Source organism: Paenarthrobacter sp. AT5, assembly GCF_032764245.1.
Classification (GTDB): Bacteria; Actinomycetota; Actinomycetes; order Actinomycetales; family Micrococcaceae; genus Arthrobacter; species Arthrobacter ureafaciens.
The window spans coordinates 2,180,627-2,202,669 of record NZ_CP136441.1 but is presented as its reverse complement, the minus strand read 5'-3'; the positions used below and the strand labels follow the sequence as shown (position 1 = coordinate 2,202,669).

Below are 22,043 nucleotides of genomic sequence, written 5' to 3'. Positions count from 1 at the left end.
GCGGCCCGTCTCCGCGGCATCCGCCATACCCCTGTCCCACCGACACCCCCAGTAAGGCATCGTATGAATCCAACCCCAGTCAGCGACCCCCTGGCCAGCACTGCAGCCCCGACGCTTTGCACCCCTGAATTGGAGGCCCTTGCCGCGATAGAACGACGGGTGCTGTGGCTTGCGACCTCAATCATCCATCACGCCAACAGGGTGCGCCCCAACCCTTCCGGCATCAAGGTTGGCGGCCACCAGGCCTCGAGTGCCTCCATGGCCACGATCATGACCTCTCTGTGGTTCGGGCAACTCCGCGCGGAGGACCGTGTTTCCGTGAAGCCCCACGCCTCGCCGGTGCTCCACAGCATCAACTATTTGCTGGGCAGCCTCGACGAGAAGTACCTCACCACGCTGCGTGAGTTCGGGGGCCTGCAGAGCTACCCCAGCCGCGCCAAGGATCCGGATCCCGTCGACTACTCCACGGGCTCCGTCGGCATCGGGGCCACCGCGCCCATTTGGGGTGCCATCTCGCGGCGGTACATCGAAACCGTGAGCGGGGGGACTGTGAACGGCGGGACTGTGAGCGACGGGTCTGTGAGCGGCACACCGGACAGGGGGCGCCAGTACTCGTTGGTAGGCGACGCGGAGCTCGACGAGGGCGCCATCTGGGAAGCTGTCCTGGACTCGAATGTTGCGGATCTGGGGGAAATCGTCTGGATTGTGGACCTCAACAGGCAGTCCCTTGACCGGGTGGTGCCGAACGTGGCCGCAGGCAAAATCGAGCGCCTGTTCGAGGCTGCCGGCTGGCAGGTCATCACCGTGCGTTTCGGCCACCTGCTGGAAAGCCTCCTGGGCCGGCCCGGCGGCGGCGCGCTGCGGAAGCGCATTCTCGACATGTCCAACCCGGAATACCAGCGGCTGCTGCGCTGCTCCCCCGAGGAAGTTCGACGCCGGCTCCCTGGCGGGGGCGCCGACGCTGCGGATATCGCGGAGCTGATTTCCGGCGTCGACGACCACACCCTGACCCGGGCCATCAGGAACCTCGGCGGCCACGACCTCGCCGCGCTCCGCGAAGCGTACTCCCGGATCGATGACACCCGGCCTACCGTGATCATCGCCTACACCATCAAAGGCAACGGCCTGCCTACCGAGGGCCATCCACAGAACCATTCCTCGCTGCTCACCGTGGACCAGTACCGCCAACTCGCGGACGCCATGGGCGAGGACCCCGACACACCCTGGGGACGTTTCGACGCCGACAGCACCGAGGGCCAACTGGTGCGGACCACTGCAGAAGCCCTGCGGCGCGTCGCTCAACCTGCAACGGCCCCGCCCGCCGTCCCGGTGGACTTCGGCAGGACGCCGTCGGGGACGGCAACCACGCAAGCAGCCTTGGGCCGAACCTTGCTCGACGTCAACCGTGCGGCACCCGCTGTCGCGCGCCGGCTGGTGACCGTCAGCCCGGACGTCAGTTCCAGCACCAACCTTGCCGGCTGGGTGAACAAGGTAGGCGTGTGGTCGGTAGAAGAACGGACCAACTGGTTCAGCGACGACGCCGAGACCGTCATGCACTGGCACGAAAAACCCACCGGCCAGCACATAGAACTTGGCATCGCCGAAGTGAACCTCGTGAGCCTGCTGGGCGAACTCGGCGCAACCTGGAGCCGATGGGGACAGCCGCTGTTCCCCATCGGCGTACTCTACGACCCGTTCGTGGAGCGGGCCCTGGAACCCTGGTCCTACGGCATCTATGCCGGCGGGCAATCCATTCTGGTCGGCACCCCGTCGGGGGTGACGCTTGCCCCCGAAGGCGGGGCACACCAGTCCATCAAGACCCCGTCCATCGGTTTGGAACAGCCCAACTGCACCAGCTACGAGCCCGCTTTCGCCATCGACGTCGAGTGGACGCTGCTGGCGTCCATGTCCCAACTGGGGCGCCCCGGCGGCAAATCCGCCTACCTGCGGCTCTCCACGAAACCCGTCGACCAGCAATTGGCCGCCGTACCGGCCGATCCCGCCGCCCGGGAGCGCCGCCGTCGTCAAGCAGTGGCCGGCGGCTACCTCCTGCGGGCTGCCCCTGCCCCGGCTGCGACCATCGCCGCCATGGGCGCCATGGTGCCGGATGCGCTTGCCGCCGCCGATCGCCTGACCGCACAGGGCACCGCCGTCGACGTCGTCTGCGTCACCAGCCCGGGCCTGCTTTATGAAGCCCTGCAAGGCCGCAACGGACAAAACCCGGACGCACCCACCTGGATCCTGGACCAGATCCTGCCCGCTGAGCGGGCAGTCCCCATGGTGACCGTGCTTGATGGCCACCCCCACACCCTCGCGTTCCTCGCAGGCGTGCACCAGGTCAAGAGCCGCAACCTCGGCGTGGACGCTTTCGGACAGGCGGGCGCCGTCGACGACGTCTACCGCTACCACGGGATCGACACCGACAGCATGGTCCGTGCTGTCCTGGACCTCGTGCAGTGACAACCGGCCCGGCGGCTAGGTCCCGCAGAAGGTGCGGTAGGGACCGAAGCCGTCGGGTGCCGGTTCAGCGAACCGCTCAAAGCCCGGCCGTTCCAGCCATGGCGAGGTGACGGCCTCAAGCAACGCAGTAACCGGGCCGGTGTCCCCGCCGCTCGCTGCCGATAGGGCCTCTTCCACCAGGTGGTTCCGCGGGATGTAGGCGGGGTTGACCTTATCCATGGCGTCAGCGTCCGGTTTCGCTGCCTGCCACGAAGCCAGCCAGCGGTCAAAACGAGGGAGGTCCAGGACCATTCCGCGGGCGGGGGCGGCATTGCCCCGGGCCGCCTGGCCGAGCTTCCGGAAGAACGACGTGTAGTCGGCGCCTGCTTCCTGGACAATAGCCAGCAGTTCATCGACCAGTGCTGAACCGTCTACCAGCGCTGAACCGTCTTCCCCTGACGTGGCGAGGGAGAGTCCGATCTTCTTCACCATGCCCTCAGACCAAGCGGCACTGTATTGGGAGCGGAATCCTTCCAGGGCTTCGACAGCCATGGCAACACCCCGCTCCTGGTCCGGGTGGATGAGGGGGAGCAGCGATTCAGCGAACCGGGCAAGGTTCCATTCAGCCGCGGGAGGCTGGTTCCGGTACGCATAGCGGCCCGTTTCATCGATGGAGCTGAAGACCGTGCCGGGGTCGAAGCCTTCCATGAAGGCACACGGGCCGTAATCAATGGTTTCGCCTGAGATGGTCATATTGTCGGTGTTCATCACCCCGTGGATGAAGCCCACCAGCATCCACCGGGCAACGAGGGATGCCTGGGCAGTAATGACGGACCTGAGCAGGGCAAGGTATGGATTGTCCTCCTCGCCGGCTGCGGGGTGGTGGCGCTGGACGGCGTGATCGGCCAAGCGGCGGAGAAGATCCATGTCATTGGTGTTGCGGGCGTACTGGAAAGTCCCCACCCTCAGGTGACTGCCGGCCACCCGGGCAAGGACTGCTCCGGGCTGCACGGACTCCCGCTGTACGTGGGCTCCTGTTGCGACCACCGCCAGGGACCTTGTGGTGGGAATGTCCAGCGCGTGCATGGCCTCGCTGACGATGTACTCACGCAGCATCGGACCCAGAACGGCCCGGCCGTCACCGTTCCGGGCGAAAGGGGTCCGCCCCGAACCCTTCAAGTGCAGGTCACGGATCCGCCCTTCGACGTCGGTGAGCTCCCCCAGCAGCAACGCCCTGCCGTCACCAAGCCGGGGCGAATACCAGCCGAATTGGTGCCCCGCGTAAGCCTGCGCTACCGGCGCCGCACCTGCAGGGACGGCGCCGCCCAGCAGCAACCGGACACCTTCCTCGCTCCGCAGGAACGCGGTGTCCAGGCCAAGCTCCCCCGCCAGTTCCTCGTTGAGAACCACCAGCTGCGGGGCAGGCGCCTGCTCCGCCTGCCACGGCACGGACAATTCCGGGAACTCCGTGGCGAAGAGGTTTCCCAGGACAACTGTGGGCTGCGCAAATGCACTCATGCTCCCATGCTATCCGCCGCATCCCGAACTAATCAGGATGCTTATTCCCCGTGATGCCTTCAGTCGCCGCATGATGCTCAGCGGCCGTTGGGGCATCAGTCGATCCGCTGGCGGCCAAGCCCCGCATAGATGTGGGGTCGTTTGGAGCGAAGGAACAACGCGTATGCAATCCCGCCAAGGAAGAGGGCAAAGGTGAACGTCATGAAGATGATGGTGAGGAGCTGCGATCCCCCGATGAGCTCGGGGTAATTGGCTATGGCCAGATACGTGATCGCGCCCAGGAACAGGACGCTGATGACAGGTGCAACCACCGTCTTCCACACTGATTCCGGTGCGAAGCTGCGACGCCTGACAAAATACACGAGCACGGCGAAACTCGTAATGAACATGAGAAGCAGCACCGCGAAAGTTCCGCTGCCGCTGGCGATGGGGTAGAGAACTTCCGGGGCGACACCCAGGACGGTAAAGAGGATGATGGCCGCGGCCCAAACGATGCCCACTGCTACGGCGGAAACGTACGGCGACTTATGGCGCCGGTGAACCCGGCCCAGGAACGACGGCAGGGCGCGATCCGAGGCCAAGGCGAAGCTATACCTCGCGGCAATGTTCTGAATGGACAACATGCACGCAAGCACTGAGGTGATCAGAAGCAGAACCGCGATGTCCGCAAAGATTCTGCCGACAAGTCCAGTGACGGCATCGCTGAACAAGTTGACTGTATTGCTCTCAGCTTCTCCCTGGACCTTCTCCGGCCCAAGAAACGCGATGAACGCCCACGCTGCTACCGCGTAGAAGAGGCCGATGCCTGCTACCGCCAGGTACGTGGCGCGGGAGATGGTCTTATCCGGATCCTTGACCTCATCCCTGTAGATGACAGTGGCTTCGAAACCGAAGAAGTTCCCCACGGCAAACAACAACGCCAATCCCAAGGTGGCGTCCGTGATCGATGGCAGGGCAAATCCAACACTCTGGACGGTCTCGAGACCGTTGGCGGAGAACGAGGCGATGTCGAAAACGATGATGACGGCCACCTCGAGCAGCATCACGATAGTGAGCAGCTTCGCCGACAAATCAATGCGGTTATAAGCCAGTACCGTGGTGACAGCCGTTATTGCCAGCGCATACCAGTACCAAGCGATGTCCGGACCACCAAGGGTGCTGGCCACGAATCCTTGCAGCGTCACCCCGAAGAAGGATGGGGCGAAGAATCCGATGAAGATATAACCGATAAGCGCCAGGAACGCACCCCCCAGACCCGCAGGCTTCCCCAGGCCCGCAGTGACGAAGGAATAGAAACCACCCGGGCCTTGGACGCTGCGGCTCATCTTGACGAAACCCACAGAGAAGATCAGCAGCATGAGCGTCACGCCGATGTAAATCGCCGGTGCCGTCTGGCCGCTGAACATCAGCAGGACGGGGAGGGTACCGGCTACGGTAGCCAAGGGCGAAGAGAAGGCCAGAACATTCATTGCGAGCTCGCCGACTCCCATGTTGCCGCTGAGCCGGTTTTCCTTGTTCTGACGCGTCACCTTTGGTACGTCAAGCGAGGTGTTGTTCATGTAATCCTCATCACTGGTTGTTCAATGCTGAATGAGAGTATCGACTGGTCTCCAGCCGATGCTGTGCCGGATTGGGACACCCTTGCCGTTATCAGCCCGGCAAGGGCCGGGGTCCCGTCCGGGCCCGGATCCGCTTCGGGGTTTAGTGCGCGGCGGCGGCGACCATCCGGCCAGGAACGGGCTCCCGGCTTCCGACGTCAAGAATCGATCGGGTCAACTCGACGGCGTGGTCTGAAAGGCGTTCCAGTTCGGCTTCGGTTCCGTTCCACGCGGACCATCGTTGTGCTCCGTCGAGCACCGTGAAGACCGCTTTGATGCCTTCAGCGGTGATGCTCCTTCCCATTTCTTCCGCCGCCGCGCCGTACATGCGTTCATGCAGCTCCAGCCACGAATAGGCTTCTTCACGCGCATCCGGGTCCAGGAATGGCGCCACCTTGTCCCTGGCAACCAGGAAGTTCCAGAGATCGGCTTCAGGCCGCCGCAGCTGCTGGGCAAAATGGAAGCGCACGAGCACCTCCCAGTACTCCTCGGGACTCCTCGAGGGCAGGGCGACGTCGAGCAGGTCATGGGCGAATCTGTACGTGAACCAGCGGAGTGACTCGGCGACAATCTCGTCCTTGCCGTGGGGAAAGCTCGAATAGAGGCTCGGAGCCTTCAAGCCAAGCTCGTGGCCCAAGGTGCGCATTGACACCGATTCGAAGCCGTGTTCCGTGGCCAGGCGAAGAAAGGCGGCCAGCGTACGGCGGCGGGCAGGAGATTCGGCGGACCAATCCCGGCGGGCCAGAAACTTCTTGATGGCGGCGTTTGCCTGCTCACGCGGCGATTGACTCATGGCTTCCTCAGGATGGGATGACTCTCCCTAGAGTCTAACTAACGGTCGTTAGGCAGGGAAGGGTTCTTCGTCCCGCTATGAGCCCGGTGTTGGCCATGGCGAGGCGTCGCTGATGTCGCGCCCTTGAGCCATGTCCGGAAGGATCCGGTGGACGAGCTTCCCGGAGCGCTTCACGTGAAGGTCAGTCCGCTCGCCAAGATCGGTTTCGTTGAAGCGTGCCGATGCCCGCAACCATTCGGCGTGCCGTCCTTCTGCGAGCTTCCTGTTCATCATCGAGATCAACTCTCAAAAATAAGGGGGTTGTTGGGTCTCTTCAAGCATCAATCCCCTGCCAACGCACCAACCGTGTCAGTTTGGGACACCCGAGGCTGCGCGCCGCCCGGTCATCATGAACCAGGCACCCGCCCGGCTTCGCGGGACGGTCCGGGATCCAACGCCACCGCCAAATGGAGGCTGGAGCGATTGGAATCAAGCTGCGAGACCTGCATGGCGCAGCTGAACCCGTCTGTCAGGACCAGCGCCCCGCCGCCGGCTGCCAGCGCCGGCGCAAGGGAGTGCCGGGCTACCTGCATGGACACGTCGAAGTGTTCAGCCTCAAAGCCAAAGTTGCCGGCAACTCCGCAGCATGAGGACGACTCCACGAGCTCCGGCACACCCCAGGCTTGGAGAACGCGCTTCTGGGCGCCGGAGCCGAACACGGCGTGTTCATGGCAGTGGGTTTGCAGTACGGCCTTTTCCGGCGCTGGGGCCGTGGGCCTCCAGCCGCGTGACATCGCTTCATCAACGGCGACGGAGAACGAGCGGACCCGGGCAGCTACCCGCGCAGCCGCCGCCCCGCCCATCATCTTGGGACCCTCGTCACGGATGGTGGCCGCGCAGCTCGGTTCCAGGACCACGATGGGCCGGTCAGTTCCGTCGTCGAGCCTGGTAATCAGCCGTGCCAGCCGGCGTCGCGCCCCGTCACGTTGACCAGTGGAGATCCACGTCAGGCCACAGCAGGCGTCCGGGGTGCAGCCCACGGAGGCGCCCGAGTCGCGCAGCACCCGGGCAGCGGCCGGGACTACTTCGGGGCGGAAGGCCCGGGTGAAGCTGTCGATGAACAGGAGGAGGTCGGCATTGTCCGTGAAGCGTGCCTCACGCACCCGGCGCCGGATCCGGCCCCGCTTTGCGAAGTCCGGTAGCCGGCGTCGTGCACTGACGCCCAGCCATTCACCAACGATGCGGAAGGGGCGGACAGCGGTTCCCGCGTTGGCGATCGGCGCGATGCGCGTCAGAAACGGAAGCCAGCGCGGCAGCCAACCGATGGAGTAGTGCGTGAACGGCCTGATCTTGCCGCGGTAATGTTCATCCACCAGTTGGGATTTTGCTTCGGCGATGTCCACTCCCGTGGGACAGCCGGCGGAACACGCTTTGCACGACAAACAGAGGTCCAGGGCCTCGCGGACTTCGGGGCTGGACCAGCCGTCATGGCTGGTTCCTTGGGCCCGCACCAGTTCCTGAAGGACCCTTGCCCGTCCCCGCGTGGAGTCCTTCTCGTCCTTGGTGGCGCGGTAGCTGGGGCACATGAATCCGCCGGACGTCGCCCGGCAGCGCCCCACCCCGATGCATGCGTGCGTGTTGCCCACAAACGGGCTCACCACCGGGAGCAATTCACGGTTTCCTGCAGAATGCACGACGGCGGTACCCGGCGCCGCGTCGGGCTCGCCGTGGCCGGGGCCGGGTTGGGCAACACCCGCCAAGGCAAGCGATGCGGCGAAGGGTTCGGGGTCCACGATGATTCCGGGATTGAGGATTCCTGCAGGGTCCCATTGGTGCTTGAATGCTTTGAAGATGCCAAGCATTGCCGGTGTGTACATCACCTCCAGCAGTTCGCTGCGTGCGCGACCGTCGCCATGTTCCCCGGACAGTGATCCGCCGTGGGCCACCACGAGCTTGGCCGCCTCCCGGGTGAATTCCTCGAACGTATGACGTCCGTTGTCGCTGCGGAGATCGTAATCGAGGCGCATGTGGACGCAGCCGGCGCCGAAGTGTCCGTACATGAAAGCGGTGTAGCCGTACCTCTCCACGAGGGGCAGCAACTCCGCGAGGTAGTCCGCCAATCGATCCGGGGCAACGGCGGAGTCTTCCCAGCCCGGCCATGTTTGGATCCCGTCAATCCGGCGGGATGACAGCCCTGCCCCGTCTTCACGGACGCGCCAGAGCTTGGCCCGCTCCAGGGGTTCGGTGACCAGGGCATGATCGAGGATCCTGCCGTCGGCGGCGAGTTTGGCCAGCAGCCGCTCACAAGCAGCCGAGGCCTGCTGAATCGTGTCCCCGGGGAATTCGACCATCAGGAACGCCTTGCCCTGCGGCAGGGAGTCAACGCTGCCGGCACCACGCCTGTGGCGCATAATGTCCACAATTGACGCGTCCAGGCCTTCGATGGCGCTTGGCTTGGCGGCGAGGATGGTCATCACGTCGCGGGCGGAATCTATGGTGTTCGCATAACCGAGGCACAGCAGCGCTGTTGTGCGCGGCTTGGGAACCAGGCGCACCTTGGCCCTGACCACGATGGCGCAAGTGCCTTCGCTGCCGGCCATGGCAGCGGCAACATCCAGTCCGTTTTCGGGCAACAGGTGTCCCAAGTGGTAACCCGAGACCTGCCTCGGGATGTTTCCCAGTTCTACCCGGAGTGCAGCCAGGTTGGCCTGGGCGAGCTCCTTCAACCCGTGGAGCAGCTCTGCTGCCCGGGCAACGGAGTGCCCGTCCCGGTGATCAACGGCGCATAGGAAGTTCCGCCCGGCGCGCAGGTAGGCACCGTCAGCCGTGACGAGCTCCACCTCCTCGACATGCTGCGTCATGCGTCCATAGGCCACTGAGTGGTTGCCGCAGGCGTCGTTGCCAATCGAACCGCCCACGGTGGCCCGGGTCATGGATGAGGGATCGGGAGCAAAGGTCAACGTGCCTTCCGTGACGGACTCTATGTACGAGCGCAGCTCACCGAGGACCACGCCGGCATCCACCCACACTGCTGCCTCGCCGGCGTCGGGCTTTTCCACGGCCGCCATCCGGCGTGACAGGTCCAGCACCAAGGAAGTGCCGATCGCATTGCCCGCCATGGACGTGCCGCCGCCGCGCGGCGTGATGGATATGCCCAGGGCCGAACATTCGCGCACGACTGCCCTGACGTCGTCGACGTTTGCCGGAAAGGCTACGGCGGCAGGCCGGACGCGGTAGTTGGAGGCGTCGTAGGAGTATTCGGAGAGGCGACGCGGAGAATCGTCCACCTCAATGCCTTGCCCGCGCAGAGCGGCAAGCAGCCGCGTCAGTGTTGGGTCTCCGCCGTGGCCGTGGGGCATGATCGACTTCTCCATTTCCATAGTGGTCCTTTGGAAGTCTAGGCGGGGGCCCGCCAGGCGGACTGTGCCAAAACAGAACGGGCACAGCGGACGGAATCCGCTGTGCCCGTTTCCTTATGCGGAAGTGGCTACTTCAGGAACTCGGACAGGTTGTCCTTGGTGATGAGGGTGAATGGCAAGGTGTAGCGGTTGTCCACATTGGAGCCGTTGAGGAAGTCCGTAACAACCTCCACTGCCTTGACGCCCTGCCCCGCGGAGTCCTGGCGGACCGTCGCGGACATGGTGCCGGCCTTGATGTCCTGCAAGGCAGGCTCGGTTCCGTCGACGCCGACTACTGCTTTGAACTCAGCCGTACGGCCTGCGTCCTCAATGGCCGACGCGGCACCAATGGCCATTTCGTCGTTATTGGCCACCACGGCGTCAATCTGGCCGGACGGGAAGCGCTGGAGGGTGTCTTCCATGTTGCGCTTGGCGTCGTCGCGGCTGCCCTTGGCCTGGAATTCGGCCACGATCTTGAAGTTCTTGTTGATCGTCTTGTCGAATCCGGACTTGCGGCGGTCGGTCCACGAGGCACCGTAGATGCCCGCGGCGAACACCAGGTTGCCGCCGTCGGGCATGACCTTGTTGAGGTACTCGGCCTGCATCTGGCCGGCTACGGTGTCATCGACACCGATGTAGCTCTTGTAGCCGACGTCAGAGCCTTCCGCGAACTCGGTGGACAGGATGAACAACGGGATGTTGGCAGCGATGACCCGCTTGGCGGCGTTCTGGCTGGCATCGCCGTCCAGGGGCTGCATGATAACAGCGTCCACCTGGCGGGTGAGGAGGTCCTCAACCTGGTTCAGTTCGCTGCCCACATCCTTCTTGGAGTCGGTGATGTTGAGCTTGACGCCCTTTTCTTCAGCCGTCTTCTTCATGGCGTCGGTCATGTGCGCCAAGTCCGGGTCCTGCAGGTCGAGGACCACAACGCCGATGTTGTAGCTCTTCCCGGACTGTTCGGAACCGCTGGCGTTGCTGCTGCCTCCGCAGCCGGTGAGGGTCAGGGCTCCGGCAGCCAACATGGCTGTGGCCGCAGCGAGCTTGTGTCGCATTCCCATGGTTGTTCCTTTCAGTGGTTTTTGTCTGTGCGCTTGGAGATGGTGGTGTTGCGTTGGTTGGGTGCTGGACTAGTCGGATTTCCAGCGGTTCAGCAGCACGGCGAGGACGAGGATCACGCCCTGTACGCCCTGCTGGTAGTAGGAGGAAACGCCGAGCAGGTTCATGCCGTTCATGACGACGCCCAGCAGCAGGACACCGATCACGGTTCCCCGGATGGTGCCGACACCGCCGAAGAGGCTCGTGCCGCCAATCACGACGGCGGCGATCACCTGGAGCTCGTATCCGGTACCTGCCACGGGTGCGGCGCCATCCAGGCGGGCCGTCAGGACAAGACCGCCCAAGGCAGCCGTCACGCCACCGATCAGGTAGACGGTGAAGAGCACCCGGCTGGTGGAGATGCCCACTTTCTTGGCCGACTCTTCGTTGCCGCCCACGGCGTACACATGGGAGCCGAACTTGGTACGGCTCAACACGAACTCACAGATGATAGCGGCCAGCAGGAAGATGATCACGGGGACCGGAACGGGACCCAGGAAACCGGAGCCCAGCCATTCGGCCGGTCCGCTCAACCCGGAAACAACCTGTCCGTCAGTGATGACCAGGGCTGCGGTACGGGCTATGGCCATGGTGGCCAGCGTGGCCAGGAAGGGAAGGATTGCTCCCCAGACAACCATGGCTGCGCTGAGGAAACCGACCAAGAGTCCCACACCCAGGCCGGCTATCAGCGGGAGCCAGAAGGCGCCGCCACTGGCGGGAGCCAGGATGGCGAATGTCATGCCCGCCAAGCCGACGACCGAACCAACCGACAGGTCGATACCCGCGGTGATCATGATGAACGTCATTCCCAGCGCGATCAAGCCGATAATCGATGACTGCCGGACCACATTCACGATGTTGTTCAGGGTCAGGAAGTTCGGCGCGGCCGCGGCAAGGACGATGAGGATCACCACGAACAGGATGATGATCCCGTAGTCCCCAATGAACCGCTTGACCTTGGTGGCCGTCAGGCCCTCCTTGAGATCGGCGGGTCCTAATTTCGTCTTGAGGTTGTCCATGGTGAGGCTCATGAGTCGCTCCCGGTTGTAGGTCCGCCAACGGCCATGGCATCAACGGCTTCCTTGCTTGACGTGCTTCCGATCTTGCGGCGGTCATCGGGGATGCCGCTTCCGGTGTCGACGTAGTCATCCAAGGTGCCGTGGGAGATCAGGTGGGCCACTTGGGCTTCCGAGACCTCGCCGACGCGGAACCTGCCCACTACCTGCCCCTGGCGCATGACGGCGAAGCGGTCTGCCACTGCGAAGGCTTCGTCAAGCCGGTGGGTAATGATGATGACTGCAATCCCCAGATCCTTGAGCCGCTGGGTGACTTCGATCAACTTGTCCACCTTCGCCACCGACAGGTTGGCAGTGGGTTCGTCCATGATGATCAGACGTGCATCGAATGCCAGGGCGCGCCCGATGGCCACGGCCTGCCGCTGACCGCCCGAAAGTCGCTTGACCTTCAGGCGCGGGTTGATGGGGATGTCCAGGCGCTCCAGCACGCGCTTGGTCTCGGATTCCATCTTCTTGCGATCGATGATCCGCACCAGCGGACCGAGGATATTCTTCTGTGGTTCCCGGCCAAGGAAGATGTTGGTGCGTACGTCCAGGTTGTCTGCCAGGGCAAAGTCCTGGTAGACCATCTCGACACCCTGGTCACGGGAAGCGGACGGCGTAGGAAACTCGGTCCGTTTTCCATCCAGCTCAATGGCGCCCCGATCGGGCTGGTAGACGCCCGTCAGCACTTTCATGAGCGTTGATTTGCCGGCGGCGTTGTCTCCTAGCAGAGCGAAGGTTTCGCCGGGCATGACATCGATGCTGACGCCGCGCAAAGCGGACACCGCCCCGAATGTCTTGTGTATGTCCTTGAGGGCGACAAGTGGAGCTGTCACCGGTGGTGCATCGGTCATCTCATCCTCGATTGATAGGGCCAAGCAAATGAACCGGTGAAACACCATTGGCGATGGTCCGTCCAACCACATTGTTTGACGTTGCGGAGGCGGGAAATCCTAAGACACCCATAAACCGCGTGACCTACGCCACTCTGTTTCACTTACTTGAACTTTGACGGACTCGACGCAACGGCGTGTGTGCCACTTTGGAACACGGCTTGCGGAAATTGTTGCCACAGCAAACGAATCAATGGGAATTAGCCGGAGCTAAAAGGGAAATGCCCGGCCCGTGCACGGATTGTTGCGAAAGAATCCGTGCCCGGGCCGGGCATTCAAAGGGCTACGCTGACAAATCCACGGCAATGGCGGCGCCTGTTCGGGCTGACTTCTCCGCCGCGTCGGCCAGGACCAAGGCAGCACGGCCGTCCTCGAAGCCGGGACTCCGGGAGGGCAGGCCGCGGACAGCGCGCAGGAACTCGGCGACTTCAAGCCGGTACGCCTCCGCATAGCGCTCCAGGAAAAAGTTCTGGTAAGGGCTTGTCCCCTCGACGGAACGCGTGCCCCAATGCCGCACCAGGCTGTCGTTCTTGTTGGCCACTTGGAGCAAACCGGTGGAGCCGAAGGCCTCGATGCGCTGGTCGTAGCCGTACGCGGAATGCCTTGAATTGAGGATGGTCACGAGTTGGTCGTTGGAACCCCGAAGGGTGACCACGGTGGAATCGAAGTCGCCCGCCTCCCGGATGCTTTCGCTGAAGACGTTGGCACCGCGGGCCGAGACCTCCACAATGTCCGGAAGAAAGTAGCGGGCCATGTCCAGGTCGTGGATGGTCATGTCCCGGAAAATCCCGCCGGACTGGGGCAGGTAAGCCGCCGGCGGCTCCCCTGGATCCCGGCTCGTGATGATTAACTGCTCCAAGGCACCGATCTCCCCGGCCCCCACCCGCCGCCGTAGTTCCACAAAATGCCGGTCAAAGCGCTTGTTGAACCCCAAAGCGATCGGAACATCCGCAGCAGCCGCCTTGGCCCGGAGTGCATCAACCCGGGCAATCTCCAGGTCAACAGGTTTCTCACACAGCACGGGGATATTTGCATCGATCGACTGTTCAATGAGTTCCACGTGGGTAGCGGTCGGAGAGGCCACGATGACGGCATCCACTTCCCCTGAAGCAAAGACTTCGGCGGGGTCGTCACTGACCCTGCCGCCGAACTCGGCAGCAGTCCGCATGGCACCTTCCAGGTATGGATCGCACACCCAGGTGAGCGTCGCTTCTTCCAACGTTGCCAGGCTCATGGCATGCACCTGACCGATCCTCCCGGTCCCGAACAGGCCAACCCTGATCTGTTGCGTCATTGCAGCCCTCCAATAATGCAGTGGTTATTGATCGATCTTCTGCCGGCCTAAACGCGCATAGACCTCGGGACGCTTTGAACGCAGGAAGTATGCATAAACAATGCCGCCGATGAACAACGCAAAAGTAAATGTCATGAAAATTGCCGTCATGACGGCCGATCCACCGATCAGCTCGGGATAATTCGCAATTGCCAGATAAGTAATCAGGCCAAGGAACAGCACGCTGACGATGGGGGAAACAATGGTCTTCCACACGGATTCGGGAGCGAAACTGCGGCGGCGCACAAAGTAGACCAGCACCGCGAAACTCGTAATGAACATCAGCAGCAGGACCGAGAACGTGCCGCTTCCACTGGCGATCGGATAGAGGGCCTCGGGAGCAACCCCCACCAGGGTGAACACCACAGTGGCAACCACCCAAACGATGCCCACGCCCACCGCCGAAACATAAGGGGACTTGTGCCGTGGGTGGACGCGGCCGAGGATCCTCGGCAGCGCCCCGTCGGCAGCCAGCGAGAAGCTGTACCGGGCCGCAATATTCTGGATGGACAGCATGGAGGCCAGGATCGACGTGATCAACAGGACCACACCGATATCGGCAAAAATCTTGCCGACCAGCGCAGTGGCTCCGTCGTTGAACAGATTCACCGTGTTTGCTTTGGCGTCGTCCTGGACATTGTCAGCGCCGAGGAATGCCGTGTAGGCCCATGCGGCCACCGCGTAGAACAGGCCAATGCCGACCACCGCCAGATACGTGGCCCTGGGAATGGTCCGGTCAGGGTTCTTCACTTCATCCCGGTAGATAACCGTCGCTTCGAACCCGAAGAAATTTCCCACGGCGAACAACAGGGCCAGGCCCAACCCGGCGTCGGTGATCCAGGGCATGGAGAACCCGACACCCTGTGACACGTCGCCCGAGGCGAACGCGGCCACATCGAAAATGACCACCACGGCCGATTCCAGCAACATGACTACCGTCAGGACCTTTGCCGACAAGTCGATGCGGTTGTAAGCCAACAGCGTGGTGACGGTGATGATGCCCAACCCGTACCAGTACCACGGAATCTCCGGACCACCCAGGGTGTTCACCACAAAGCCCTGCAGGGTGAGGGCGAACAGGGACGGCGCAAAGAAGCCGATGAAGATGTAACCCACCAGCGCCAACAGTGCACCACCAAGACCGGCCGGCTTGCCAAGGCCGGCGGTGACGAATGAATAGAAGCCGCCTGGAGCGTCCACGCTGCGGCTCATCCTGACGAACCCCACCGAGAAGATCAGGAGCATCAACGTCACCAGGAGGTAGATGCCCGGAGCGGTGTGCCCGCTGAAAAGGAGCATCACAGGCAGGGTGCCTGCAACGGTGGTCAGCGGGGAGGAGAAGGCGAGCACGTTCATCACGAGCTCGCCCACCCCCATGTTGCCGCTGAGCTTGTCTTCCTGGGTCCGGGTAGGCGTCTGCTTCCCTTTTGTTGTGCTTGACATGTAATCCTCGTCGCGAAGTTTTGAGTGCTGAGTCACACTATCGACGCGGATTGTGGGAGCACTGTACCAGCTTGGGACAGGGGTTTTGGAGCGGTTCCGCCAAGCTTTTTCAGGTCCACGATGTCATTGAGCGGCTCGCCCGTCTTCCACTTCTGCAGGTTTGCTGCGAAGCAGTCCACAACTCGGCCACGCCACCCGATCAGGTCCCCGGAGGCGTGGGGCGAGACCAGGATGTTGCTGCGGCTCCAGAGTGGATTTTCAGCTGCCAACGGCTCGTTCGCGAAAACGTCCAGGGCTGCTGCACCCAGGTGCCCGGCGTCGATGGCGTCGAGCAGGTCCTGTTCCACCACCACGGCCCCGCGGCCCACATTGACCAGCCGTGCTCCCTGACGCATCTTGTCAAAGCGTGCAGCGTTGAACAGCCCGCGCGTCTCCTCAGTGAGCGGCACGGTCAGCACCACGTCCTGGGCCTCCCCAAGGAGCAGGTCCAGCTCCTCGAAGGAGGCAATGGCGCCCAGTTGCTTATCCTCACGCGCTGTCCGCCCGACGACCGACACATCCATGCCCGCCGCACGCAGCAGCAGGACCGTCTCGCGCCCCACAGGTCCAGGGCCGACCACCAGGACCTTGCGTCCCAGCAACGGTTCGGTTTCCCGGTGCTGCCAGGTCCTTGCTTGCTGCAGTTCGATGGTGCGGCGCAGGTCCTTGGTGAACATCAACAGGACACCCAGGACCCACTCGGCGATGGGCCGTTCACAAACGCCGCGCGAATTGCTCACCACGATGTCGCCGTTGATGATCTCCCGGGTCATGAGGCTGTCCACGCCGATGCTCGAGGTGTGGATCCATCGCAGCTCCCCCGGACCAACGTCACGCAGAAGCTTCGTCCTGAAGTCGTTCAGGAACAGGATTTCCGCCCCGGGCAGCGCCGCTTTGAACTCTTCGGCGGACCGGACCACCACTACCTCGGCCTCGGCGTCCAGCCGCTCCACAGGAGGCAACGGCCGGCCCTCCTGGACGATGACAATTACTTTGGGTCGTGACATGCCCGTTCCCTGCCCTTCCTCGTCGCGGCTTCTCACCAGCCGCCCTGCCAGCCGCTCATCAGGCCATACGGCAGGCGCTGCGGTTCCTCATCAGGGAGGCCCGTGAGGAAATCGAAGTCGCAGCCCTCGTGAGCCTGGTTGACGCGGTCAATGAACAGTCGGCCGTATCCGCGGCGATACTTGGGCTGCGGAAGCTTGAGGTCAGCGAGCCGGGCTTCGATCTCCTCCTGGGGGAGGTCGAGGTCCAGGCGCCGGTTTTCGACGTCCAGCACGATCGGATCGCCGTCCCGGACAATGGCCAACGGACCGCCCACGGCAGCTTCAGGGGACACATGCAGCACCGTGGTGCCGAACGCGGTGCCGCTCATGCGGGCATCGGAGATCCGCACGATGTCCCGGACCCCCTTGCGCAGCAGCTTTTGCGGAATGGGCAGCATGCCCCATTCCGGCATTCCGGGCGCACCCACCGGGCCGCTGTTGCGGAGCACCAGGACCGAGTCCTCCGTGATGTCCAGGTCCGGATCGTCAATCCTGCGGCCAAGGTCGTAGATGTCCTCGAAAACTATGGCCGAACCCTTGTGCTGCAGCAGGTCCTTGGAGGCTGCGCTGCGCTTGATCACCGCACCGTTCGGGGCTAGCGAGCCGCGAACGACGGCGATGCCACCGGATGCATCGAACGGCGCCTCAAGCGTGCTCACGACGACGCCGTCCGGCTCAGGTGCCGATTCGTAGCCCTTTGCGAGGGATTCGCCCGTGACGGTCAAGGCATCCCGGTGCAACAGCGGATCCAGGGCCTTCAGAACCGTGGGGATGCCGCCGACCTCGAAGAGCTGTTTCACGAGGTATTCACCGGACGGGCGGACGTTGGCGATCCGCGGAGTGTGCTGCGAAATCTCGTGGAACCGGTCCAGCTGAAGGTCGTAACCCACCCTGCGGGCAAGTGCCAAAAGGTGAACCACGGCATTGGTGGAGCCACCTAAGGCCATCAGCAACGTGATGGCGTTATCAAACGCTTCCTTGGTCAGGATCTCGCTGGGCTTCGGACCTGACAGGGCCATTTCAACGGCCCTGCGGCCAGTGGCTTCCGCGGCTTGCCCGCGCCGGGCGTCGACGGCGGGGATGGACGCACTGCCCGGGAGGCACATGCCCAAGGCCTCAACGAGGGACGTCATGGTGGAGGCCGTGCCCATTTCGCTGCAGTGCCCGGCGGAGGGCTTGGCGGCGGACTCGAGTTCGTCGAAGTCGGCCTCGGTGATCGTTCCTGCCCGCAGTTCATCGGCGTACTTCCAGGTGTCCGTCCCGACACCCAATTGCTTGCCCCGGAAGTGGGCGGGCTCCTGGGGGCCGCCGGTCAGCATGATGGTGGGTATGTCTGCGCTGGCGGCTCCCATGAGCTGCGCGGGGACGGTCTTGTCACAGCCGCCCAACAGCACGATCGCGTCGAGCGGGTAGGCACGGATGGATTCCTCGACGTCCATGGCCATCAGGTTGCGGAACTGCATGGCCGAGGGCTTCATCAGGCTCTCGCCCAAGGAGATGGTGGGAAACTCCAGCGGCAAACCACCGGCCATCAGGACGCCACGCTTCACGGCCTCGGCAAGCAGCTTGAAGTGGATGTTGCAGTTGACCAGCTCCGACCAGGAGTTGGCAATGCCAATGACCGGCCGGTCCTTAATGGCGAAGCGCGAGAAGCCTTCGGCCTGGATGGCGGTGCGGTGCACGAATCCGGTGAGGTCGTGCGGCGCAAACCAGCGTGCGCTGCGGAGATCGTTGTACTTCGAGTCGGACATAACCTTCAAAGCTCCTTGGCTTGTTTGTCTTGATGAGGTCTTGGGTGAAGCTGCTAAGCGGCCGAAGTGCCGCCGTCGAACGCCATGCTGGTACCAGTGGCGAACGTGCCCTCGACGGCGAGGAAATAGATGGCCGCCGCCACTTCTTCCGGCTCCGCGAGCCGGCTGAGCGGGACGGCGCTTTCCTTCTGCCGCAGGGCCAGAACCGGGTCCGGCGCGGCGTCCAGGCCGGTGCGCAGCATGGGCGTGTCGATCGGCCCGGGGCAGACGGCGTTGACACGGACAGAGGGCGCCAACTCAAGGGCCAGCGCCTTCGTGAGCCCCACGACGCCGGCCTTCGCGGCGCAGTAGTGGGCCAGTCCTGCAACGCCCATGGTTGCGAGGTCAGAGGCAACGTTGACAATCGCCCCTCCCCCGGACCTGCGCATGTGGAGGCCCGCTTCCTGCGCGACGTAGAAGGTGCCGGAAAGGTTGGTGTCCAGCACCTCACGCCAGCGGTCCTCGTCCAGGTCCTCAAGGGCCGCGTAGCCTGCAACCCCCGCAGCGTTGACTGCCACGTCCAGCCCGCCGAGGGCGTGAATGGCTCCCCGGACGCCGTTCCGGGCCGATTCTGCACTGGCGACGTCGGCAACCACGTGGTGCGCACCGCCGTCGAGCTCTCCCGCAACGCGCCGCAGCTCCCCCGGGCGGCGGCCCAGCAGCGCTACCCGGGCACCACGGGCAGCGAACAGTTTCGCGGTCGCTGCTCCGACGCCGGACGTCGCTCCTGTGACGATCACCCGCAAGGGTTCCGTCCGTTTCCACGGGCTGCGGTGCATCATCGTCGACGGCTCCTCTTGGTTGGCGTTGCGGGACTAGTACGTTCTACTCAAACAGCCCCGCCCCGGCCCCGGATGTCTCAGATTGAGACACAGCGCACCCTCCGTGGGTTCCTAGGCTGATGGGCAGATGCCGTCTTTCTGCGCGGCACAGCACCGCCGGAAAGCGGCACAAACTAAGGAGTCCACTTTGGAAGACCAGAACCGCATTGGCGTTGGCCTCATCTCGGTGGGGTGGATGGGGCGTCTGCACTCGCGCGCCTACCTCGCTACGAAGCAGTTCTTCCCTGAACTGCCGCGCCACCCCGAGCTGGTGATCGCCGCAGACCCCGACGACGCCGGTCGCCACCACGCCGAGGACGCACTCGGCTATAAGGAAACGGCCACCGACTACCGCAAAGTACTCGAGAACCCGGACGTCGACGTTGTCTCGATCTGCTCCCCCAACTTCCTGCACCACGAAATCGCCATGGCAACCATCGAGGCCGGCAAGCACTTCTGGATCGAAAAGCCCATGGGCCGCAGTGCCCGGGAATCCCGCGAAATAGCCCAGGGCGCCGAAGCTGCAGGGCTGATCACCTCCGTGGGCTTCAACTACCGGCACGCACCGGCTGTCGCGGAAGCCCGTCGGCTCATCCGGTCCGGCGCTCTGGGCCGGATCACCAACGTGCAGATCCGCCTCCTCACGGGCTATGCCTCCGACCCGACGCAGGTCTTCACATGGCGTTACGAGCAGGCACGCGCCGGTTCGGGAGTCCTTGGCGACGTCCTGAGCCATGGCTTCGACCTTGCACAGTTCCTGGTTGGCCGGATCACCTCGCTCAACGCGGTCACCGAAACTTTCATCAAGGACCGTCCACTGCCCGCAGGCAAGTCCTCCAACTCCTTCGACATGGGCCAGGCATCGGACGTCACCCGTGAAGTGGAGAACGAGGACTACACGGCGATGTTGGCCCGTTTTGAAGGCGGCGCGATCGGTATGTTCGAATCCACCCGCGTAGCCATTGGCCCGCACGCCGAATACATCATCGAGGTGTACGGCTCGGAAGGCTCGCTGCGCTGGAACTTCGAACGAATGAACCAGCTTGAACTCGCCACGGACCGCAGCGGATACCGCACCATCATGACCCCGCCGTCCTACGGAGAATTCGGCCGCTTCCAGCCAGGACCCGGCCCCGGCATCGGATTCAACGACCTCAAGACCATCGAGGCCGCGCTGTTCCTGCGTTCCGTGGCCGAAGGCAAGCAGCTCGGCCCCTCCGCCGCCGACGGCTGGTCCGTTTCGGAACTCGTTGATGCCTCCCTGCAGAGCGCCGGTTCCGGCGGCTGGGTGGACATCCCGGAAGTGTCCGGGCAGACCACGTACGGAGCCTGAGTCCCGGGCAAAGAAGGAATCGCGGGCAAAGAAGGAGGCCGGATCGCAATGATCCGGCCTCCTTCTGCTGCGTTGAAAACTACACTCCCAGGACCTACTTCGCAAAGCGGAACAGCTTCTTGTTGGCGAACTCCAACATGCCCACCTTGCCCAGTTCGCGGCCGTAGCCGGACTTCTTGACGCCGCCGAATGGCACGTCCGCACCGCTGAGGTCGTAGGCACCGACGAAGACCATGCCGACGTCGAGCTGGTTGCCGACGCGCTCGGCGCGCTCGACGTCGTCGCAGATCACCACCGAACCCAGGCCGTACGGCGAGGAGTTCGCGAGCTTGATTGCTTCCTCGTCGCTGCTGACCTTGTACAACTGGGCGACCGGACCAAACAGCTCCTCGCTGTAAACGTCCATGGACGGGGTGATGTTGGTAATCACCGTCGGAGTGAAGACGTTGCCTTGGGGCTCATTGTTGCCCACTAGGATTTCGGCGCCCTGGTCCAACGCACCCTGTACCTGGGAAGCCAGGAACTTTGTGGCCGAATCTGAGGACATCGGGCCGAAATCGCCGTTCTCGTAGGACTGGCCGGCGATGGCAGCCTTGAACTTCCCGGCGAACTCGTCAAAGTACTTGTCCAGCACCACGATCCTCTTGGAACCGTTGCACGATTGGCCCGTGTTGCCCATGCGGCCCATCACGGCCTTCTTCACTGCAAGGTCCACGTCATCGGTATCGAGCACCAGGAACACGTCGGCGCCGCCAAGCTCCAGGACGCACTTCTTCAGGGCACGTCCGGCCTGCTCCGCCACGATCGCACCCACTTGCTCCGAACCGGTCAGCGAGACACCCTGTACGCGGTCGTCCGCGATCATGGTGGAAATCTGCTGGTGGGTGGCGAACAGGTTGACGTAGGCACCCTCGGGGAAACCTGCGTCGCGGAAGAGTTCCTCCAACGCCAACGCCGACTCCGGGCACTGGCTGGCGTGGCGGACGATCACCGTGTTGCCAAGGATGATGTTGGGGATCGCGAACCGTGCCACTTGGTAGTAGGGGTAGTTCCACGGCATGATGCCCAGGATCACGCCGAGGCCCTGGTAGCGGAAGAAGGTCCTCAGTCCATCCGCCACCTCCAGTTCCTCGTCCGCGAGCCACTCTTCCGCGTGCTCGGCGAAGGCAGCTGCGATGGAACCGGAAAACTCGGCTTCCCCCACGGCCTGCTGCAACGGCTTGCCCATCTCACGGTTGATGATGGCGGCCAGTTTGTCCTTGCGCTCAACGAACAGGTCCGCGAGGCGCTTGGCCAAGACAGCGCGCTCGGCCACGGTCGTGGTCCGGGACCACTCCTGGTATGTCTTCTGTGCTGCGCCGAGTCCTGCCTCGACCTCTGCGTCGGTGGCCGCGGGGTACTCGGCATGAATGGTTCCGGTAGCCGGATCAATAACGGCAAATGAGCTCATAGTGAATGCTCCTTGGT

The 22,043-nt window shown here is 63.5% G+C and carries 16 protein-coding genes; 2 read left to right on the top strand and 14 right to left on the bottom strand.

Going from position 1 to position 22,043, the window contains the following annotated elements; all coding sequences use genetic code 11:
• The first annotated feature begins 63 nt into the window (after nucleotides 1–63).
• A complete protein-coding gene (locus tag RI444_RS10070; protein ID WP_207604741.1) occupies nucleotides 64–2,460 on the top strand; it encodes a transketolase-like TK C-terminal-containing protein in 2,397 nt (798 codons plus the stop codon).
• A 15-nt stretch (nucleotides 2,461–2,475) separates the two neighbouring features.
• Here RI444_RS10070 and RI444_RS10065 read toward each other — a convergent pair whose 3' ends face one another.
• The 13 genes from RI444_RS10065 to RI444_RS10005 all read right to left on the bottom strand — a co-directional run bounded on the left by RI444_RS10065 (nucleotide 2,476) and on the right by RI444_RS10005 (nucleotide 19,204).
• Entirely contained in the window at nucleotides 2,476–3,957 is a 1,482-nt protein-coding gene (locus tag RI444_RS10065) for a protein adenylyltransferase SelO (protein WP_207604740.1), read from the bottom strand.
• A gap of 95 nt (nucleotides 3,958–4,052) precedes the next feature.
• Nucleotides 4,053–5,516 carry an APC family permease gene (locus tag RI444_RS10060; RefSeq protein ID WP_021472194.1) on the bottom strand — a complete coding sequence of 488 codons (1,464 nt, stop codon included), beginning with the start codon at nucleotides 5,514–5,516 and terminating at the stop codon, nucleotides 4,053–4,055.
• Between the two features lie 142 nt (nucleotides 5,517–5,658).
• Nucleotides 5,659–6,348 (bottom strand): TetR/AcrR family transcriptional regulator, encoded by a 690-nt coding sequence (locus RI444_RS10055; protein ID WP_207604739.1) that lies wholly within the window; start codon nucleotides 6,346–6,348, stop codon nucleotides 5,659–5,661.
• A 75-nt stretch (nucleotides 6,349–6,423) separates the two neighbouring features.
• Nucleotides 6,424–6,621, bottom strand: coding sequence for a hypothetical protein (locus RI444_RS10050; RefSeq protein WP_021472192.1), 198 nt, complete (start codon nucleotides 6,619–6,621; stop codon nucleotides 6,424–6,426).
• 113 nt (nucleotides 6,622–6,734) lie between these two features.
• Nucleotides 6,735–9,701 (bottom strand): FAD-binding and (Fe-S)-binding domain-containing protein, encoded by a 2,967-nt coding sequence (locus RI444_RS10045; protein ID WP_207605916.1) that lies wholly within the window; start codon nucleotides 9,699–9,701, stop codon nucleotides 6,735–6,737.
• 113 nt (nucleotides 9,702–9,814) lie between these two features.
• On the bottom strand, nucleotides 9,815–10,783 hold the full coding sequence (locus RI444_RS10040) for a sugar ABC transporter substrate-binding protein (RefSeq protein ID WP_021472190.1): 969 nt from the start codon (nucleotides 10,781–10,783) through the stop codon (nucleotides 9,815–9,817).
• A gap of 69 nt (nucleotides 10,784–10,852) precedes the next feature.
• Nucleotides 10,853–11,851 carry an ABC transporter permease gene (locus RI444_RS10035; protein WP_021472189.1) on the bottom strand — a complete coding sequence of 333 codons (999 nt, stop codon included), beginning with the start codon at nucleotides 11,849–11,851 and terminating at the stop codon, nucleotides 10,853–10,855.
• Nucleotides 11,848–12,732 carry an ATP-binding cassette domain-containing protein gene (locus RI444_RS10030; RefSeq protein WP_021472188.1) on the bottom strand — a complete coding sequence of 295 codons (885 nt, stop codon included), beginning with the start codon at nucleotides 12,730–12,732 and terminating at the stop codon, nucleotides 11,848–11,850. Before RI444_RS10030 ends, RI444_RS10035 begins: the two co-directional genes overlap by 4 nt.
• 322 nt (nucleotides 12,733–13,054) lie before the next feature.
• Nucleotides 13,055–14,065 carry an inositol 2-dehydrogenase gene (gene iolG, locus RI444_RS10025; RefSeq protein ID WP_021472187.1) on the bottom strand — a complete coding sequence of 337 codons (1,011 nt, stop codon included), beginning with the start codon at nucleotides 14,063–14,065 and terminating at the stop codon, nucleotides 13,055–13,057.
• Between the two features lie 24 nt (nucleotides 14,066–14,089).
• The gene (locus RI444_RS10020; protein ID WP_021472186.1) at nucleotides 14,090–15,547 is read right to left on the bottom strand and encodes an APC family permease; all 1,458 of its coding nucleotides are present in this window, start codon (nucleotides 15,545–15,547) and stop codon (nucleotides 14,090–14,092) included.
• A 32-nt stretch (nucleotides 15,548–15,579) separates the two neighbouring features.
• Nucleotides 15,580–16,593 carry a D-2-hydroxyacid dehydrogenase gene (locus RI444_RS10015; protein WP_207604738.1) on the bottom strand — a complete coding sequence of 338 codons (1,014 nt, stop codon included), beginning with the start codon at nucleotides 16,591–16,593 and terminating at the stop codon, nucleotides 15,580–15,582.
• 32 nt (nucleotides 16,594–16,625) lie between these two features.
• Nucleotides 16,626–18,383, bottom strand: a complete 1,758-nt coding sequence (locus RI444_RS10010) for an IlvD/Edd family dehydratase (protein WP_207604737.1) — start codon at nucleotides 18,381–18,383, stop codon at nucleotides 16,626–16,628.
• 53 nt (nucleotides 18,384–18,436) lie between these two features.
• On the bottom strand, nucleotides 18,437–19,204 hold the full coding sequence (locus tag RI444_RS10005; RefSeq protein WP_207604736.1) for an SDR family NAD(P)-dependent oxidoreductase: 768 nt from the start codon (nucleotides 19,202–19,204) through the stop codon (nucleotides 18,437–18,439).
• Nucleotides 19,205–19,391: 187 nt separating this feature from the next.
• On the opposite strand from RI444_RS10005, the gene RI444_RS10000 reads away from it, so the two are divergent.
• Entirely contained in the window at nucleotides 19,392–20,576 is a 1,185-nt protein-coding gene (locus tag RI444_RS10000; RefSeq protein ID WP_021472182.1) for a Gfo/Idh/MocA family protein, read from the top strand.
• A 94-nt stretch (nucleotides 20,577–20,670) separates the two neighbouring features.
• Here RI444_RS10000 and RI444_RS09995 read toward each other — a convergent pair whose 3' ends face one another.
• Nucleotides 20,671–22,026 carry an aldehyde dehydrogenase family protein gene (locus RI444_RS09995; protein WP_069696471.1) on the bottom strand — a complete coding sequence of 452 codons (1,356 nt, stop codon included), beginning with the start codon at nucleotides 22,024–22,026 and terminating at the stop codon, nucleotides 20,671–20,673.
• Nucleotides 22,027–22,043 lie beyond the last annotated feature (17 nt).